Origin of the sequence: Streptomyces sp. SDT5-1, assembly GCF_052245995.1 — a bacterium.
In the GTDB taxonomy this organism is placed as follows: Bacteria; Actinomycetota; Actinomycetes; order Streptomycetales; family Streptomycetaceae; genus Streptomyces.
Map to the genome: position 1 here is coordinate 6,216,715 of NZ_CM125963.1, position 16,066 is coordinate 6,232,780.

Here is a 16,066-nt window from a genome sequence, read left to right on the forward strand (position 1 = left end):
GCGGGTGTAAAGCCGTCCTCCCCAAGCTCCGTTCCGCAGAAACCTCAACCCACGCAGAAAATCCCGCATTCCCCGGACGCCCGACCGTCTTACAGCCGGTTTATGGCCGAAAGGGGCAGGATGGGGAGCACACCCAGAAGACCGGACCCGCCCGTGTGCCCGAGAAACGCGCCGGCGGGCGACCAGAGGAAGGACAAGCGACGTGCGCGTACTCGTCGTCGAGGACGAGCAGCTGCTCGCCGATGCGGTGGCCACCGGACTCCGCCGGGAGGCCATGGCCGTCGACGTCGTGTACGACGGTGCGGCCGCCCTGGAGCGCATCGGCGTCAACGACTACGACGTGGTCGTCCTCGACCGCGACCTCCCGCTCGTGCACGGCGACGACGTCGCCCGCAAGCTCGTCGAGCTGGGCATGCCCACCCGCATCCTGATGCTGACCGCCTCCGGCGACGTCAGCGACCGGGTGGAGGGACTGGAGATCGGGGCGGACGACTATCTGCCCAAGCCCTTCGCGTTCAGCGAGCTGACGGCCCGCGTACGGGCCCTCGGGCGGCGTACGAGCATGCCGCTGCCGCCCGTCCTGGAGCGCGCGGGGATCAAGCTCGACCCGAACCGCCGCGAGGTGTTCAGGGACGGCAAGGAGATCCAGCTCGCCCCGAAGGAGTTCGCCGTCCTGGAGGTGCTGCTGCGCAGCGAGGGCGCCGTCGTCTCCGCCGAGCAGCTCCTTGAGAAGGCCTGGGACGAGAACACGGACCCGTTCACCAACGTCGTGCGGGTCACCGTGATGACCCTGCGCCGCAAGCTGGGCGAGCCCGCCGTCATCGTCACCGTGCCCGGCTCGGGCTACCGGATCTGATCCCTGCATGGCCGCCGCACCAGCGCCCCCTTCCTCGGCGCCACCGAAACCGACCTGGAAGCCCGGGACGAAGGCCGAGCCGCCGTTCCCCTGGCTCCGCCCGACGATCCGCATAAGGCTCACGCTGCTGTACGGCGGCATGTTCCTGATCGCGGGCATCCTGCTGCTCTCGATCATCTACCTGCTGGCCGCGCAGGCCCTCGACGTGGGCGGCGACCTGCCGTTCAAGGTCACCGACGGGCACGTCATCAGCACCAGCTGCAACTTCCCGCCGGGGAACATCTCGGCGAGCGAGCTGAACGACCTGATGAACGACTGCGTCAACAAGCAGCGTCAACACGCGCTCGACGTCCTGCTCAGCCGCTCCCTGATGGCCCTCATGGGCCTCGCCGTCATCGCCTTCGCCTTCGGCTACGCCATGGCGGGCCGCGTCCTGTCCCCGCTCGGCCGGATCACGCGCACCGCGCGCCGGGTCGCCGGCACGGACCTGACGCGCCGCATCGAGCTGGACGGCCCCGACGACGAGCTGAAGGAGCTGTCGGACACCTTCGACGAGATGCTGGACCGCCTCGAGCGTGCCTTCACGGCGCAGCAGCGCTTCGTCGGCAACGCGTCGCACGAGCTGCGCACCCCGCTCGCGATCAACCGCACGCTCCTCGAGGTGCACCTCTCCGACCCGGGCGCGCCCGTGGAGCTCCAGCAGCTCGGCAAGACGCTGCTCGCCACCAACGAGCGCAGCGAGCAGCTCGTGGAGGGCCTGCTGCTGCTCGCCCGCAGCGACAACCAGATCGTCGAGCGCAAGCCCGTTGACCTGGCGGAGGTCGCCTCGCAGGCGATCGACCAGGCCAGGGCCGAGGCCGACGAGAAGCACGTGGAGATCCTCGGCGAGCGCAAGGAGGCGGTGATCCAGGGCAATGGCGTGCTCCTGGAGCGCATCGCCCTGAACCTCGTGCAGAACGCCGTCCGCTACAACATCCCCGAAGGGGGATGGGTGCAGGTGGACACGGAGGCCCAGCACGGCCAGGCGGTCCTGGTGGTCGCCAACACGGGCCCGGTGGTCCCCGCGTACGAGATCGACAACCTCTTCGAGCCGTTCCGGCGGCTGCGCACCGAGCGCACCGGCAGCGACAAGGGCGTCGGCCTCGGCCTCTCCATCGCCCGGTCGGTCGCTCGCGCGCACGGCGGGCGGATCACCGCGGAGCCGCGCGAGGGGGGTGGGCTCGTGATGCGGGTCACCCTGCCGATCTAGGCCGGTTCGACGTGCGTCCCGCGCAGCGATCTGACATGCTTCCGCCGACGCGCTGAGGGCGTTCGCTTTTGGCTGAATTTTCCGGACCTGCGCCGGGGAGCGTCCTGTGTGATCGATCACATGGGCATTTTTTCGGCCGTCCACTCTCCGTGATCACAAAAGCCGCCAGAAAGCCGGGAAAATCCGGGTTTTCGGGCGCCTTGATCACGGGAAGTACACGGGGTGGCGCCCGTGCAGTGCGGCAATCGGACCGTGTACGGTCCCGTTCGCCACCCAAGACGATCACTCGTGAGGGGTCCAGTTGGGTGTCGATTGAGTAACAGACCTTGATGTGAGGCAAAATCTCCGCCTCAGGTCGGGCACAAGTCCGGCCTCTCATGCGTTACGGCGCTTGAGACACCGCAGACACCCAGAGGGGGAGAGCGACATGGCAACGGATTACGACACCCCACGTAAGACCGATGACGACCTCAACGAGGACAGCATCGAAGAACTGAAGTCCCGGCGGAACGACAAGTCCGCGTCGAACGTCGACGTGGACGAGTTCGAGGCCGCCGAGGGCCTGGAGCTTCCGGGCGCCGACCTCTCGAACGAGGAGCTGGCCGTCCGTGTCCTGCCCAAGCAGCAGGACGAGTTCACCTGCATGAGCTGCTTCCTGGTGCACCACCGCAGCCAGCTCGCGCGGGAGAAGAACGGGCAGCCGATCTGCCGCGACTGCGACTGAGGCAGGGTCGGGCATGACCAGCTCGACCCCGCCCTGGAAGCGCCGTTCCCGCAAGAAGCTCCGTGGGGCGGCACAAGGCCCGTCAGAGGCCGTGCGTGACGACGAGCGAGGCTCTCTCCCAGGAGCACCGGACGCACTCGGTGCACCCGGAGAAGAGGCCTCGCTCGAATCGGCGGACGACCGGGGGCCGGGCCACCTGCCGAAGGCCGGCAGCGACGACGGTGCGCGCAGAGGCGGCGCCGTCGCGAGAAGCGCCAGAACGGCCAGGACGGGGCTGGCCAAGGGCGGCGCCGCCGCCAAGGCCGGAATCGGCTACATCGCCGACCGGATCATCGAGAACGCGCCGCGGGTTCCCGTGCGGGACCTGGCGACCCTCCGCAGGCAGTTCCCGGGGCTCGACCCCGAGCGCCTCGCGGACAAGCTGGTCGCGGGCGCGTCCGTCGCCACATCCACCGTGGGCGCGGGAGTCGGTGCCGCCGCGATGCTGCCCGTACCGCCCGCGATGCCGACCGAACTCGCCGCCGAGGTCACCGGTGTGGCCGCGATCGAGCTGAAGCTGATCGCCGAGCTGCACGAGGTCTACGGGCTGCGTCCGCCGGGCAACCTGAAGGCCCGCAGCACCGCCTACCTGACCGCGTGGACCGAGGAGCGCGGGATCGACGTCGCCAAGCCCGCGACGATCAACGCCGCGCTCGGCGGACAGATGAAGCGCGAACTGCGCCAGCAGATCATGAAGCGGACGGTCCGTAACCTGCCGAGCCTCACCCCGTTCATGATCGGAGCGGCCGTGGGCGCGTTCATGAACCGGCGCGACACCAAGAAGCTCGCCGACCGGGTGCGTGAGGACCTGAGAAGGCACCAGGTGCCCTGGGAGTCACTGAGCGAGCTGCCGCCCCTGGAGGAGCCGCCGGACGCCCTGGAGATCGGCGCCTGACCGGCCCCGCTCAGGCGCCGCGCAGAGCCTTTGCCAAAGCTTCAGGTTCGCGCGTCGACAGATACACGTACGGGGTCGGGTCCGACGGATCGGTGATCTCGGCCCGCACCGCGGTCGTCACGTAGCTGCGCAGCAGCATGAAGGCGCGCGGATCGGCCTTGTGGGTGCGCCAGGCGCGCGCCTCCTCCGCGTCCAGGACCTGCACCTCGCCGAGGGCCGACAGCGGGATCTTCGCGTCGCCCGCGACCAGCGAGTCCGCGACGACACGGATCCGCGCCGACCCGTACGAGCTCGTGATCACGGCCGCGATGAGCAGTCCGCCCACGAAGCCGCCGAGCAGCGGAAGCGTGCCGAAGGGCAGCAGGATGATGGCTCCGACGACCCCGACCATGAACGTGATCAACCACCACGAACGGGGCGCGGTGAGTCGTTCGTCGTAAGGCGTCGTCGAGAGCTCCATGGGGTCAAGCTTGGCATGATGCGTGGACTGATAGGACGCGCGGGTAAGGTCTGCGGCTGTGAGTGGTACTTCTGCAGCTCTGACGCCCCCTGCCGACGCCATAGCCCCGGTGCGGCACCCCGACGCGCCCGCCCCCGGCGAGCTCCTCGGCGCGCACTACGGACACTGTTTCGGCTGCGGCGGCGAGCAACCGCACGGGCTGCACCTGGAGGCGCGGGCCGGTGAAGGAGTCACCGTCACCGCCGAGTTCACCGTGCGCCCCGCCCACCAGGGCGCGCCGGGCCTCGCGCACGGCGGGATCCTCGCGACCGCGCTGGACGAGACGCTCGGCTCCCTGAACTGGCTGCTCCAGGCCATCGCCGTCACGGGCCGCCTGGAGACCGACTTCGTGCGGCCGGTGCCCGTCGACACGGTGCTGTTCCTGTCCGCCGAGGTCACGGCCGTCGCCGGGCGCAAGATCTACTCGACCGCGACCGGCCGGATCGGCGGCCCCGACGGGCCCGTCGCCGTGCGCGCCGACGCCCTCTTCATCGAGGTCAAGGTCGACCACTTCATCGAGAACGGCCGTGAGGAAGAGATCCAGGCGGCGATGAGCGACCCCGACCAGGTCAGGCGCGCCCGCGCCTTCGAGGTGAATCCGTGAATCAGCCGCTGGACGTTCAGGTGCGGCGCGTCGACCCCGACGTACCGCTGCCTTCGTACGCGCACCCCGGTGACGCGGGAGCCGACCTGCGGACCACCGAGGCGTGCGAACTCGCGCCCGGGGAGCGGGTCGTTCTGCCCACCGGCGTGTCTGTCGCGCTGCCCGAGGGGTACGCGGCCTTCGTGCACCCCAGATCGGGCCTCGCAGCACGCTGTGGTGTGGCTCTGGTGAATGCCCCAGGGACGGTGGATGCCGGGTACCGTGGGGAGATCAAGGTGATCGTGGTGAATCTCGATCCGCGCGAGAGCGTGCGGTTCGAGCGCTTCGACCGGATTGCCCAACTGGTCGTCCAGCAGGTCGAGAGGGTCCGCTTCCAGGAGGTCGCGGAGCTTCCCGATTCGGTGCGGGCCGAGGGGGGCTTCGGGTCCACCGGCGGGCACGCCGCCGTGGGTGACCCGGCCGTCGCCGGAAACGGCGCGGACGGTCAAAAGGGTGGGAATCGATACGCTTCGGTCGTATCCGACCGGGAAGGACAGTGACGTGTTCGGACGTCGTAACAAGAACGGCGCCGCCGAGGATGCGGCCGGCGAGACCGAGCAGGTCGTCGACAGCGTCGACACGGACGCCGAGCCGGAGCGCGTCCGGCTCGAGCCCGAGCCCCGTCCCGACGGCCCCTGGGACGACTCCGAGGTCCGTGAGCCCGGCGAGGGCCGGGTGGACCTGGGCGGAATCTTCGTCCCGGGCGTGGAGGGCATGGAGCTGCGCGTGGAGGTCGCGGGCGACGCGATCGTCGCGGCCACCGTCGTGCTCCAGGACAGCGCGATCCAGCTGCAGGCCTTCGCCGCCCCCAAGAAGGAGGGCATCTGGGGCGAGGTCCGTGAGGAGATCGCCTCCGGCATCACCCAGCAGGGTGGTGTGATCGACGAGGTCGAGGGTCCGCTCGGCTGGGAGCTGCGGGCCCAGGTGCCGGTGCAGCTGCCGGACGGCACGGGCGGCTTCCAGGTCGTGCGGTTCATCGGCGTGGACGGCCCGCGCTGGTTCCTGCGCGGCGTGATCTCCGGCCAGGGCGCGGTGCAGCCGCAGGCCGCGGGGCTGCTCGAGCAGATCTTCCGGGACACCGTCGTGGTGCGCGGGGAGGGCCCGATGGCCCCGCGCGACCCGATCGTCCTCAAGCTCCCCGACGACGCGCAGATGGTCGCCGAGGCCCAGGGCGAGAGCCAGGAGCCGTCCCGCTTCTCCGGCGGCATGGGCCAGCTGGCCCGCGGCCCGGAGATCACCGAGGTCCGCTGAGGCTCTCGCTTCGCAGCAGTACGTCACCGGGGCCGCGCATCCGTGAGGGTGCGGGCCCCGGTTTCGCACGTCAGGGAGCACGCGCGCCGCATCAGGGTTGCGTCAAAGCCGCCCGCACGGCCGTCCTCCGCCCCATTTGCACAGTTCACTGGCCTTAGGCTCAGGTTCATGGGACGCGGCAAGCTTCGGATCTACCTCGGTTCCGCGCCGGGCGTCGGCAAGACGTACGCGATGCTGTCCGAGGCGCACCGCCGGGTGGAGCGGGGCACGGACTGCGTCGTCGCGTTCGTCGAGCACCACGACCGGCCGCGCACCGAGGTGATGCTGCACGGCCTGGAGCAGATACCCCGCAAGGAGCTGGCGTACCGGGGGACCGTCTTCCACGAAATGGACGTGGACGCCGTACTTCGGCGCGCCCCCGCCGTCGCCCTCGTCGACGAGCTGGCCCACACGAACGTGCCGGGCTCGCGCAACGCCAAGCGCTGGCAGGACGTCGAGGAACTGCTTGGTGCGGGCATCGACGTCATATCGACCGTCAACATCCAGCATCTTGAGTCACTCGGCGATGTGGTTGATTCGATCACTGGTGTACGTCAACGGGAGACGGTCCCCGACGAGGTCGTCCGTAGAGCCGACCAGATCGAGCTCGTCGACATGTCGCCCCAGGCGCTGCGCCGCCGCATGGCCCACGGCAACATCTACAAGCCCGACAAGGTCGACGCGGCGCTCTCCAACTACTTCCGCCCCGGAAACCTCACCGCGCTGCGGGAGTTGGCCCTCCTGTGGGTCGCCGACCGGGCCGACGAGTACCTCCAGGAGTACCGGGGCGAGCACAACATCCGCTCCACCTGGCAGGCCCGCGAGCGCATCGTCGTCGGCCTGACCGGCGGACCCGAGGGTCGTACGTTGATCAGGCGCGCGGCGCGGCTCGCCGAGAAGGGCGCGGGCGGCGAGGTTCTCGCGGTCTACATCGCGCGCAGCGACGGCCTCACCGCCGCGTCGCCCAAGGAACTGGCCGTCCAGCGCACCCTGGTCGAGGACCTGGGCGGCACGTTCCACCACGTCATCGGCGACGACATCCCGGCGGCCCTCCTGGAGTTCGCCCGCGGCGTCAACGCCACCCAGATCGTCCTCGGCTCCTCGCGCCGCAAGACCTGGCAGTACATGTTCGGCCCCGGCGTCGGCGCCACCGTCGCCCGCGAGTCGGGGCCCGACCTCGACGTGCACATCGTCACGCACGACGAGGTCGCCAAGGGGCGCGGCCTCCCCGTGGCTCGAGGCGCCCGGCTCGGCCGCTCCCGGATCGTGTGGGGCTGGCTCATCGGCGTCGGAGGGCCCGCCCTGCTCGCCCTGGTCCTCACGCACACCCACAGCGACCTCGGCCTCGCCAACGACATGCTGCTGTTCCTGTCGCTGACGGTCGCCGCCGCGCTGGTCGGCGGGCTGCTCCCGGCGCTCGCGTCGGCCGCCTTCGGCTCGCTGCTGTTGAACTACTTCTTCACGCCGCCGCTGCACCTGTGGACCATCGCCGACCCGCGCAACATCGTCGCCATCGTGATCTTCGTAGGGGTCGCGGTGTCCGTGGCCTCGGTCGTCGACATCGCGGCGCGGCGCACCCACCAGGCCGCCAGGCTGCGCGCCGAGTCCGAGATCCTCTCCTTCCTCGCGGGCAGCGTGCTGCGGGGCGACAGCAGCCTGGAGACCCTGCTCGAACGCGTACGGGAGACCTTCGCCATGGAGTCCGTCGCCCTCCTGGAGCGGGAGGGCGACACCGAGCCGTGGACCTGCGCCGCGAGCGTGGGCCCGCAGTCTCTCGGCCGGCCCGAGGACGCCGACGTCGACATGCCGGTCGGCGACCACATGGCGCTCGCCCTGACCGGGAGGGTGCTGCCCGCGGAGGACCGGCGCGTGCTCGCCGCGTTCGCCGCGCAGGCCGCCGTCGTGCTCGACCGCCAGCGCCTCCAGAGCGAGGCCGACCGGGCGCGCACCCTCGCCGAGGGCAACCGCATCCGTACGGCCCTGCTGGCGGCCGTCTCGCACGACCTGCGCACGCCGCTGGCGAGCATCAAGGCGTCCGTGTCGTCCCTGCGCTCCGAGGACGTCGACTGGTCGCCCGAGGACCAGGCGGAGCTGCTCGCCGGCATCGAGGAGGGCGCCGACCGGCTCGACCACCTCGTCGGGAACCTGCTCGACATGTCGCGCCTCCAGACCGGCACCGTCACCCCGCTCATCCGCGAGGTCGACCTCGACGAGGTCGTGCCGCTGGCCCTGGTCGGCGTACCCGACCCGGACCTCAGCGTCGATCTGGACGTGCCCGAGACGCTCCCCATGGTGAGTGTTGACAAGGGCCTTCTGGAGCGGGCCGTCGCGAATGTCGTCGAGAACGCGGTCAAGTACAGCCCGCCCGATCAACCTGTACTGGTCTCGGCGAGCGCGCTCGGTGACCGCGTGGAGCTGCGCGTGGTGGACCGCGGGCCCGGCGTCCCGGACGACGCCAAGGACCGGATATTCGCCCCCTTCCAGCGCTACGGTGACGCTCCGCGCGGCGCCGGGGTCGGCCTCGGCCTCGCCGTGGCGCGCGGCTTCACGGAGGCGATGGGAGGCACCCTCGGCGCGGAGGACACACCAGGAGGCGGGCTCACCATGGTCCTGACCCTGCGGGCCGCGGCCCGCGCCGCCCCGGACGCCCCGGAGGCCGAACCGACCGCAGCAGGACCCCAGAGAGGCAGGAACGCATGACCCGGGTGCTCGTGGTGGACGACGAGCCGCAGATCGTCCGCGCGCTCGTCATCAACCTGAAGGCGCGCAAGTACGAGGTCGACGCCGCCACCGACGGCGCGCAGGCGCTTCAGCTCGCCGCCGCCCGCCACCCCGACGTGGTCGTCCTCGACCTGGGCCTGCCCGACATGGACGGCGTCGAGGTGATCAAGGGGCTGCGCGGCTGGACCCGCGTGCCGATCCTCGTGCTGTCCGCGCGTCACTCGTCCGACGAGAAGGTCGAGGCGCTCGACGCGGGCGCGGACGACTACGTCACGAAGCCCTTCGGCATGGACGAGCTCCTGGCCCGGCTGCGGGCCGCCGTGCGCCGCGCGGAGCCCACCGGGGGAGCCGAGGACGAGGGGATCGTCGAGACCTCCGACTTCACGGTCGACATGGCCGCCAAGAAGGTCAACAGGGGCGGGCACGACGTGCGCCTGACCCCGACCGAATGGCACCTCCTGGAGGTCCTCGTGCGCAACACGGGCCGCCTGGTCAGCCAGAAGCAGCTGCTGCAGGAGGTGTGGGGGCCCTCGTACGGGACCGAGACCAACTATCTGCGGGTGTACATGGCGCAGCTGCGACGCAAGTTGGAGACGGACCCCTCGCATCCGCGGCACTTCGTGACGGAACCCGGCATGGGGTACCGATTCGAACGGTGAGGGCGGGCCCGAGCGGGGTACACCAGCGAGTACGACCGTGTCACAGGGCCCAGGTACGCTTCCAGTATGAGTGCTGTTCCTCGTTCCGACAGGCCGTCGGAGAAGCCGGCGGGCCGATTCCGGCGCATGCTCGACAGGCTGTCCAGTTCCCAGGAGGACCTGGAGTCCGAGGAGCTGCGCGAGGACTCGGAGACGACCGGCTGCACGCGCATCGACGACTGCTCGGACCGACAAATGGTCACCGTTACTGGTACGTTGCGCACGGTAACCCTGCGACCACGCGCCGGAGTCCCCGCGCTGGAGGCGGAGTTGTTCGACGGCTCGGCCGCCCTGGACGTGGTGTGGCTCGGCAGGCGCTCGATCGTCGGGATCGAGCCGGGGCGCAAACTCATAGCTTCGGGACGGATCTCGATGAGCCGGGGTCGTAGGGTGCTGTTCAATCCGAAGTACGAACTCAGACCGCTCGGACGGGAGTAGCCGGTGACGTCCCTCGACAAGCCGACCGACCGCGAACCCACAGGCCAGGACGTGACGGACAAGTCCGTGACCGAGGCCGCGCTCTTCGAGGCCTTCGGCGGCGTGCGGGGCATGGTGGAGACCGTCCTGCCCGGCCTCCTCTTCGTGAGCATCTTCACGGTCAACAAGGACCTGCACATGTCGGCCATCGCGGCCCTCGCGGTGTCCCTGGTCCTGGTCGCTGTGCGGCTGGTCATGAAGGACACCGTCAAGCACGCCTTCAGCGGCGTCTTCGGCGTCGCCTTCGGTGTCGTCTTCGCGATGATGACCGGCAACGCCAAGGACTTCTATCTGCCGGGCATGCTCTACACGCTGGGCCTCGCGCTCGCGTACATCGTCACGACCTTGTGCGGCGTTCCGCTGATCGGGCTCATCCTGGGCCCGGTCTTCAAGGAGAACCTGTCCTGGCGCACCCGCAATCCGGGGCGCAAGAAGGCGTACGCCAAGGCGAGTTGGGCCTGGGGGCTCATTCTTCTGGCCAAGTGCGCGATCCTCTTCCCGCTCTACTGGTGGGCGGACACGACCCAATTCGGCTGGGTCCTCGTCGCGTTGAAGATCCCGCCGTTCCTGCTCGCCGTGTGGCTCACCTGGGTCTTCCTCGCGAAGGCGCCCGCCCCCATCGACGTCTTCGCGGAGATGGAGGAGGCCGAGCGCCAGAAGGAGGCCGACCGTGAGAAGGCGGAGGCCGCGGGCGCCGAGGCGGGCGGCCGCGCGCGTCACCGCCGCGAGGCCTGATCCTCGTACGGCACTGAACTGCCTCGTACGGCACTGAACGACAAAGGCGGCGGCCCCGAGCGAGATGCTCGGGGCCGCCGCCTTTGTTCAACGCGCTACGCGTCCTCGCGCCGCACCGAGAGCAGGTCCTCCAGCTGTTCCTCGCGGGCCTGCGCGGCGACGAACAGCAGCTCGTCGCCCGCCTCCAGCGAGTCCTCCTGGCTGGGGGCCAGCACGCGGGCGCCGCGGATGATCGTCACCAGGGACGTGTCCTGCGGCCACTGGACGTCGCCCACGCGCGTGCCGGCGAGCGCCGACTCCGGCGGGAGCGTCAGCTCCACCAGGTTCGCGTCGCCGTGACTGAAGCGCAGCAGACGGACCAGGTCGCCGACGCTGACGGCCTCCTCGACGAGCGCCGACATCAGGCGCGGCGTCGAGACGGCCACGTCCACGCCCCACGACTCGTTGAAGAGCCACTCGTTCTTCGGGTTGTTCACGCGGGCGACGACCCGCGGGACCCCGTACTCGGTCTTCGCGAGCAGCGAGACGACCAGGTTGACCTTGTCGTCGCCGGTGGCCGCGATGACCACGTTGCAGCGCTGGAGCGCCGCCTCGTCCAGGGACGTGATCTCGCAGGCGTCGGCGAGCAGCCACTCCGCCTGCGGGACGCGCTCGACCGAGATGGCGGTCGGGGCCTTGTCGACGAGGAGCACCTCGTGACCGTTCTCGAGCAGCTCGCCCGCGATGGAGCGGCCGACCGCCCCGGCTCCGGCAATGGCGACCCTCATCAGTGACCGCCCTCCTCAGGGCCTTCGGCGAACGCCGCCTCGACCTTCTCCACGTCGTCCGTGCGCATCATCACGTGCACGAGGTCGCCCTCCTGCAGCACCGTCTGCGACGTCGGCAGGATCGCCTCGCCGAGCCGGGTCAGGAACGCGACGCGCACGCCGGTCTCCTCCTGGAGGCGGCTGATCTTCTGGCCGATCCAGGAGTCCGAGGCGTGCACCTCGGCGAGCTGTACGCCGCCGGTGGGATCCCGCCACAGCGGCTCAGCGCCGGACGGCAGCAGGCGCCGCAGCATCTGGTCGGCGGTCCAGCGGACCGTGGCGACCGTCGGGATGCCGAGGCGCTGGTAGACCTCCGCGCGGCGGGGGTCGTAGATGCGCGCCGCCACGTTCTCGATGCCGAACATCTCGCGGGCCACCCGCGCGGCGATGATGTTCGAGTTGTCACCGCTGGAGACGGCGGCGAAGGCGCCGGCCTCCTCGATGCCCGCTTCGCGCAGGGTGTCCTGGTCGAAGCCGACGCCGGTGACACGACGACCGCCGAAGCCCGAACCCAGGCGCCGGAACGCCGTCGGGTCCTGATCGACCACGGCGACCGTGTGGCCCTGCTGTTCCAGGGTCTGGGCGAGTTGGGACCCTACTCGGCCACAGCCCATGATCACGATATGCACGGCCCTACCCCGCACTCCTCATAGGCCTTCTGACCTGCGTAAACGTCCTGCTCATGTCTCTCTCTCGCGGCTCGGTCCAGCCGGTGCGGCTCGATCTCGGGCACGATGCGGGCTGCTGTGCGGCTCGCGCTCGGGACCACCGTATCGGCTATGCAGGAGAACTCCGCCTTCGCGTCGGCAGGTAGATCACGCGAGGCGTGGCGCAGAGCACGAAGCTGAATGGGGGTGGTGGGTGGGCGGCCCCCCGTTCGAACGCTTACGATCCTCTCCGTGTCCAAACTGACCGACGTGCCCAAACGGATCTTGATCGGGCGCGCACTGCGCAGCGACCGGCTGGGAGAAACGCTCCTGCCGAAGCGCATCGCTCTCCCCGTTTTCGCCTCCGACCCGCTGTCCTCCGTGGCCTATGCGCCAGGCGAGGTCCTGCTGGTCCTGTCCATCGCGGGCGTGTCGGCCTATCACTTCAGCCCCTGGATCGCCGTCGCGGTCGTCGTGCTGATGTTCACGGTCGTCGCCTCGTACCGCCAGAACGTCCACGCGTACCCGAGCGGCGGCGGCGACTACGAGGTGGCGAACACCAACCTCGGCCCGAAGGCGGGACTCACCGTCGCGAGCGCCCTGCTCGTCGACTACGTCCTGACCGTGGCCGTGTCGATCTCCTCCGGCATCGAGAACCTCGGCTCCGCGATCCCCTTCGTGGTCGAGCACAAGGTGCTGTGCGCGGTCGCCGTGATCCTGCTCCTGACCCTGATGAACCTGCGTGGCGTGAAGGAGTCGGGCAAGCTCTTCGCCATCCCCACGTACGTCTTCGTGGCCGGCGTCTTCATCATGATCGTCTGGGGTGCCTTCCGCGGGCTCGTCCTCGGCGACACCATGAAGGCGCCCACCGCCGACTTCCACATCAAGGCCGAGCACCAGGGCATCGCCGGCATCGCGCTCGTCTTCCTGTTGCTGCGCGCCTTCTCCTCCGGATGTGCGGCGCTGACCGGTGTCGAGGCGATCTCCAACGGCGTGCCGGCCTTCCGCAAGCCCAAGTCGAAGAACGCGGCGAGCACTCTCGCCCTCATGGGCGGCCTCGCCGTCACCATGTTCTGCGGCATCATCGGGCTCGCCCTCGTGACCGACGTACGGATGGCCGAGAACCCGGCGAAGGACCTGATCCACAACGGCGCGTCCGTCGGCTCCGGATTCGTCCAGGACCCGGTGATCTCGCAGGTCGCCGAGGCGGTCTTCGGCGGCGGCAGCTTCATGTTCCTGATCCTCGCGGCGGCCACCGCCCTCGTGCTCTTCCTCGCGGCCAACACCGCGTACAACGGCTTCCCGCTGCTCGGCTCGATCCTCGCCCAGGACCGCTACCTGCCGCGCCAGCTGCACACCCGCGGCGACCGCCTCGCGTTCTCCAACGGCATCGTGCTGCTCGCGGGCGCTGCGGCGCTCCTGGTCGTCATCTACGGGGCCGACTCGACCCGCCTGATCCAGCTCTACATCGTCGGCGTGTTCGTGTCCTTCACGCTCAGCCAGATCGGCATGGTCCGGCACTGGAACCGGCACCTGGCGACCGAGCGGGACCCCGCCAAGCGCCGCCACATGGTCCGCTCACGGGCGATCAACACCTTCGGCGCGTTCCTGACCGGCCTGGTCCTCGTGGTCGTCCTCCTCACGAAGTTCACGCACGGCGCCTGGGTCGCCCTGCTCGGCATGGTCATCTTCTTCGTGACGATGACCGTGATCCGCAGGCACTACGACCGGGTGGCCGAGGAGATCGCCGCCCCGGAGACGCCGACGGACGACAGCGTGCGCCCCTCGCGCGTGCATTCGATCGTCCTGGTGTCGAAGATCCACCGTCCGACGCTGCGGGCACTCGCGTACGCCAAGTTGATGCGTACGGACACGCTGGAGGCGCTCAGCGTCAATGTTGATCCAGTCGAGACGAAGACCTTGAGGGACGAGTGGGAGCGTCGAGGCATCGACGTACCGCTCAAGGTTCTCGACTCGCCCTACCGGGAGATCACCCGGCCGATCATCGAGTACGTCAAGAACCTCCGCAAGGAGTCCCCGCGCGACGCGGTCAGCGTGATCATCCCCGAGTACGTGGTCGGCCACTGGTACGAGCATCTGCTGCACAACCAGAGCGCCCTGCGCCTGAAGGGCCGCCTGCTCTTCACGCCCGGCATCATGGTGACCTCCGTGCCGTACCAGCTGGAGTCGTCCGAGGCCGCCAAGAAGCGGGCCCGCCGGCGCTCCGAGTGGAACGCGCCGGGCGCCGTGCGCCGCGGCCCCGTCGAGAAGCGGCCGAAGGAGCCCAGCTCGAAGTAGCCGGCCCCGTGCCCGGCCCCGCGCCCTGGTGAGCGGCCGGACGACAGCCACGTAAACTGGTCGGCTGTTGTCCGGCCGCTTTCGTGTCGCGGCCGCGACACCGAAGAACTTCCCCTTACGTACTGGAGCCCCGCCATGCAGGCAGAACCGACGAAGTCACTGGTGGGGGAGGAGTACGAGGTCGAGGTCGGCCCCGTCGCGCACGGTGGCCACTGCATCGCGCGCACCGCCGAGGGCCAGGTCCTCTTCGTCCGGCACACGCTGCCCGGCGAGCGCGTCGTGGCGCGGGTGACCGAGGGCGAGGAGGGCGCGCGCTTCCTGCGCGCCGACGCCGTGCGGATCCTGGAAGCGGCCAAGGACCGCGTCGAGGCGCCCTGCCCGTACTCCGGCCCCGGCCGCTGCGGCGGCTGCGACTGGCAGCACGCCAAGCCCGGCGCGCAGCGCCGCCTCAAGGGCGAGGTCATCGCCGAGCAGCTGAAGCGCCTCGCGGGCCTCACCCCCGAGGAGGCCGGCTGGGACGGCACGGTCATGCCGGCCGAGGGCGACAAGCTTCCGGCGGGCGAGGTCCCGCAGTGGCGCACCCGCGTCCAGTACGCGATCGATGTTGACGGCAACGCGGGCCTGCGCCGCCACCGCTCCCACGAGGTCGAGCCGATCGAGCACTGCATGATCGCGGCCGAGGGCGTGTCCGAGCTGGGCATCGAGCAGCGCGACTGGTCCGGCATGGAGACGGTCGAGGCCATCGCGGCGAGCGGCTCCCAGGACCGGCAGGTGATCCTCACGCCGAAGCCCGGCGCCCGCCTCCCCATCGTGGAGCTGGACAAGCCGGTCTCCGTCATGCGCGTCGGCGAGAAGGACGGGCGCGTGCACCGCGTCCACGGCCGCCCCTTCGTGCGTGAGCGCGCCGACGACCGCACGTACCGCGTTGGCAGCGGCGGCTTCTGGCAGGTGCACCCGAAGGCGGCGGACACGCTGATGCGCGCCGTCATGCAGGGCCTGCTGCCGCGCAAGGGCGACATGGCGCTCGACCTGTACTGCGGCGTCGGCCTGTTCGCCGGCGCGCTCGCGGACCGGATCGGCGACAAGGGCGCGGTGCTCGGCATCGAGTCCGGCAAGCGCGCGGTCGAGGACGCCCGGCACAACCTGGACGCGTTCGACCGGGTCCGCATCGAGCAGGGCAAGGTCGAGTCGGTCCTGCCGCGCACCGGCATCACCGAGGTCGACCTGATCGTCCTCGACCCGCCGCGCGCGGGCGCGGGCAAGCAGACGGTCTCCCACCTCACGACCCTCGGCGCCCGACGCATCGCCTACGTCGCCTGCGACCCGGCCGCCCTCGCCCGCGACCTGGGGTACTTCCGGGAGGGCGGCTACCGGGTGCGGACGCTGCGGGCGTTCGATCTGTTCCCGATGACGCACCACGTCGAGTGCGTCGCGATCCTGGAGCCGGCCGACAAGGGGCGGTGACGACATCCGGGCGGGGCGTCCACGC

The 16,066-nt window shown here is 70.2% G+C and carries 16 protein-coding genes; 13 read left to right on the forward strand and 3 right to left on the reverse strand.

Annotated elements, in window-relative coordinates:
• Positions 1-202 precede the first annotated feature (202 nt).
• The 4 genes from ACTWJ8_RS28635 to ACTWJ8_RS28650 all read left to right on the forward strand — a co-directional run bounded on the left by ACTWJ8_RS28635 (position 203) and on the right by ACTWJ8_RS28650 (position 3,763).
• On the forward strand, positions 203-856 hold the full coding sequence (locus ACTWJ8_RS28635) for a response regulator transcription factor (protein ID WP_266714992.1): 654 nt from the start codon (positions 203-205) through the stop codon (positions 854-856).
• Between the two features lie 7 nt (positions 857-863).
• The gene (locus ACTWJ8_RS28640) at positions 864-2,105 is read left to right on the forward strand and encodes a sensor histidine kinase (protein ID WP_443260624.1); all 1,242 of its coding nucleotides are present in this window, start codon (positions 864-866) and stop codon (positions 2,103-2,105) included.
• Between the two features lie 427 nt (positions 2,106-2,532).
• Positions 2,533-2,829 carry a DUF4193 domain-containing protein gene (locus ACTWJ8_RS28645; RefSeq protein WP_018535993.1) on the forward strand — a complete coding sequence of 99 codons (297 nt, stop codon included), beginning with the start codon at positions 2,533-2,535 and terminating at the stop codon, positions 2,827-2,829.
• A 13-nt stretch (positions 2,830-2,842) separates the two neighbouring features.
• Positions 2,843-3,763: a hypothetical protein gene (locus ACTWJ8_RS28650; RefSeq protein WP_356378273.1), complete on the forward strand. Its 921-nt coding sequence runs from the start codon at positions 2,843-2,845 to the stop codon at positions 3,761-3,763.
• A gap of 10 nt (positions 3,764-3,773) precedes the next feature.
• Here ACTWJ8_RS28650 and ACTWJ8_RS28655 read toward each other — a convergent pair whose 3' ends face one another.
• Positions 3,774-4,223, reverse strand: coding sequence for a DUF3093 domain-containing protein (locus ACTWJ8_RS28655; protein ID WP_356378276.1), 450 nt, complete (start codon positions 4,221-4,223; stop codon positions 3,774-3,776).
• 58 nt (positions 4,224-4,281) lie between these two features.
• On the opposite strand from ACTWJ8_RS28655, the gene ACTWJ8_RS28660 reads away from it, so the two are divergent.
• The 7 genes from ACTWJ8_RS28660 to ACTWJ8_RS28690 all read left to right on the forward strand — a co-directional run bounded on the left by ACTWJ8_RS28660 (position 4,282) and on the right by ACTWJ8_RS28690 (position 10,826).
• The gene (locus ACTWJ8_RS28660) at positions 4,282-4,866 is read left to right on the forward strand and encodes a PaaI family thioesterase (protein WP_356378279.1); all 585 of its coding nucleotides are present in this window, start codon (positions 4,282-4,284) and stop codon (positions 4,864-4,866) included.
• Complete coding sequence (dut, locus tag ACTWJ8_RS28665; RefSeq protein WP_356378282.1) at positions 4,863-5,405, forward strand: dUTP diphosphatase; 543 nt, start codon at positions 4,863-4,865, stop codon at positions 5,403-5,405. The genes ACTWJ8_RS28660 and dut overlap by 4 nt, the downstream gene beginning before the upstream one ends.
• Position 5,406: 1 nt before the next feature.
• Entirely contained in the window at positions 5,407-6,156 is a 750-nt protein-coding gene (locus ACTWJ8_RS28670; protein ID WP_356378285.1) for a DUF3710 domain-containing protein, read from the forward strand.
• Positions 6,157-6,324: 168 nt separating this feature from the next.
• Positions 6,325-8,895: a sensor histidine kinase KdpD gene (locus ACTWJ8_RS28675; protein ID WP_356378288.1), complete on the forward strand. Its 2,571-nt coding sequence runs from the start codon at positions 6,325-6,327 to the stop codon at positions 8,893-8,895.
• Positions 8,892-9,575 carry a response regulator gene (locus tag ACTWJ8_RS28680; RefSeq protein ID WP_356378291.1) on the forward strand — a complete coding sequence of 228 codons (684 nt, stop codon included), beginning with the start codon at positions 8,892-8,894 and terminating at the stop codon, positions 9,573-9,575. Before ACTWJ8_RS28675 ends, ACTWJ8_RS28680 begins: the two co-directional genes overlap by 4 nt.
• 66 nt (positions 9,576-9,641) lie before the next feature.
• Positions 9,642-10,052 carry an OB-fold nucleic acid binding domain-containing protein gene (locus ACTWJ8_RS28685; RefSeq protein WP_356378294.1) on the forward strand — a complete coding sequence of 137 codons (411 nt, stop codon included), beginning with the start codon at positions 9,642-9,644 and terminating at the stop codon, positions 10,050-10,052.
• A gap of 3 nt (positions 10,053-10,055) precedes the next feature.
• Complete coding sequence (locus ACTWJ8_RS28690) at positions 10,056-10,826, forward strand: DUF3159 domain-containing protein (protein ID WP_356378297.1); 771 nt, start codon at positions 10,056-10,058, stop codon at positions 10,824-10,826.
• 95 nt (positions 10,827-10,921) lie between these two features.
• On the opposite strand, the gene ACTWJ8_RS28695 is transcribed toward ACTWJ8_RS28690, so the two are convergent.
• Both ACTWJ8_RS28695 and ACTWJ8_RS28700 read right to left on the reverse strand, forming a co-directional pair.
• Positions 10,922-11,593, reverse strand: a complete 672-nt coding sequence (locus ACTWJ8_RS28695) for a potassium channel family protein (protein ID WP_356378300.1) — start codon at positions 11,591-11,593, stop codon at positions 10,922-10,924.
• Positions 11,593-12,261: a potassium channel family protein gene (locus ACTWJ8_RS28700; RefSeq protein WP_356378303.1), complete on the reverse strand. Its 669-nt coding sequence runs from the start codon at positions 12,259-12,261 to the stop codon at positions 11,593-11,595. The genes ACTWJ8_RS28695 and ACTWJ8_RS28700 overlap by 1 nt, the downstream gene beginning before the upstream one ends.
• Before the next feature lie 270 nt (positions 12,262-12,531).
• Between ACTWJ8_RS28700 and ACTWJ8_RS28705 the strand changes: the two genes are divergently transcribed.
• The gene (locus tag ACTWJ8_RS28705; protein WP_443260625.1) at positions 12,532-14,577 is read left to right on the forward strand and encodes an APC family permease; all 2,046 of its coding nucleotides are present in this window, start codon (positions 12,532-12,534) and stop codon (positions 14,575-14,577) included.
• A gap of 135 nt (positions 14,578-14,712) precedes the next feature.
• The gene (locus tag ACTWJ8_RS28710) at positions 14,713-16,041 is read left to right on the forward strand and encodes a class I SAM-dependent RNA methyltransferase (protein ID WP_443260626.1); all 1,329 of its coding nucleotides are present in this window, start codon (positions 14,713-14,715) and stop codon (positions 16,039-16,041) included.
• Positions 16,042-16,066 lie beyond the last annotated feature (25 nt).

Coding starts and splice junctions, on each gene's coding strand:
- ACTWJ8_RS28650 (WP_356378273.1), top strand. CDS start 2,843: ATGACCAGCTCGACCCCGCCCTGGAAGCGCCGTTCCCGCAAGAAGCTC.
- ACTWJ8_RS28645 (WP_018535993.1), top strand. CDS start 2,533: ATGGCAACGGATTACGACACCCCACGTAAGACCGATGACGACCTCAAC.
- ACTWJ8_RS28695 (WP_356378300.1), bottom strand. CDS start 11,593: ATGAGGGTCGCCATTGCCGGAGCCGGGGCGGTCGGCCGCTCCATCGCG.
- ACTWJ8_RS28680 (WP_356378291.1), top strand. CDS start 8,892: ATGACCCGGGTGCTCGTGGTGGACGACGAGCCGCAGATCGTCCGCGCG.
- ACTWJ8_RS28710 (WP_443260626.1), top strand. CDS start 14,713: ATGCAGGCAGAACCGACGAAGTCACTGGTGGGGGAGGAGTACGAGGTC.
- ACTWJ8_RS28655 (WP_356378276.1), bottom strand. CDS start 4,223: ATGGAGCTCTCGACGACGCCTTACGACGAACGACTCACCGCGCCCCGT.
- ACTWJ8_RS28685 (WP_356378294.1), top strand. CDS start 9,642: ATGAGTGCTGTTCCTCGTTCCGACAGGCCGTCGGAGAAGCCGGCGGGC.
- ACTWJ8_RS28640 (WP_443260624.1), top strand. CDS start 864: ATGGCCGCCGCACCAGCGCCCCCTTCCTCGGCGCCACCGAAACCGACC.
- ACTWJ8_RS28675 (WP_356378288.1), top strand. CDS start 6,325: ATGGGACGCGGCAAGCTTCGGATCTACCTCGGTTCCGCGCCGGGCGTC.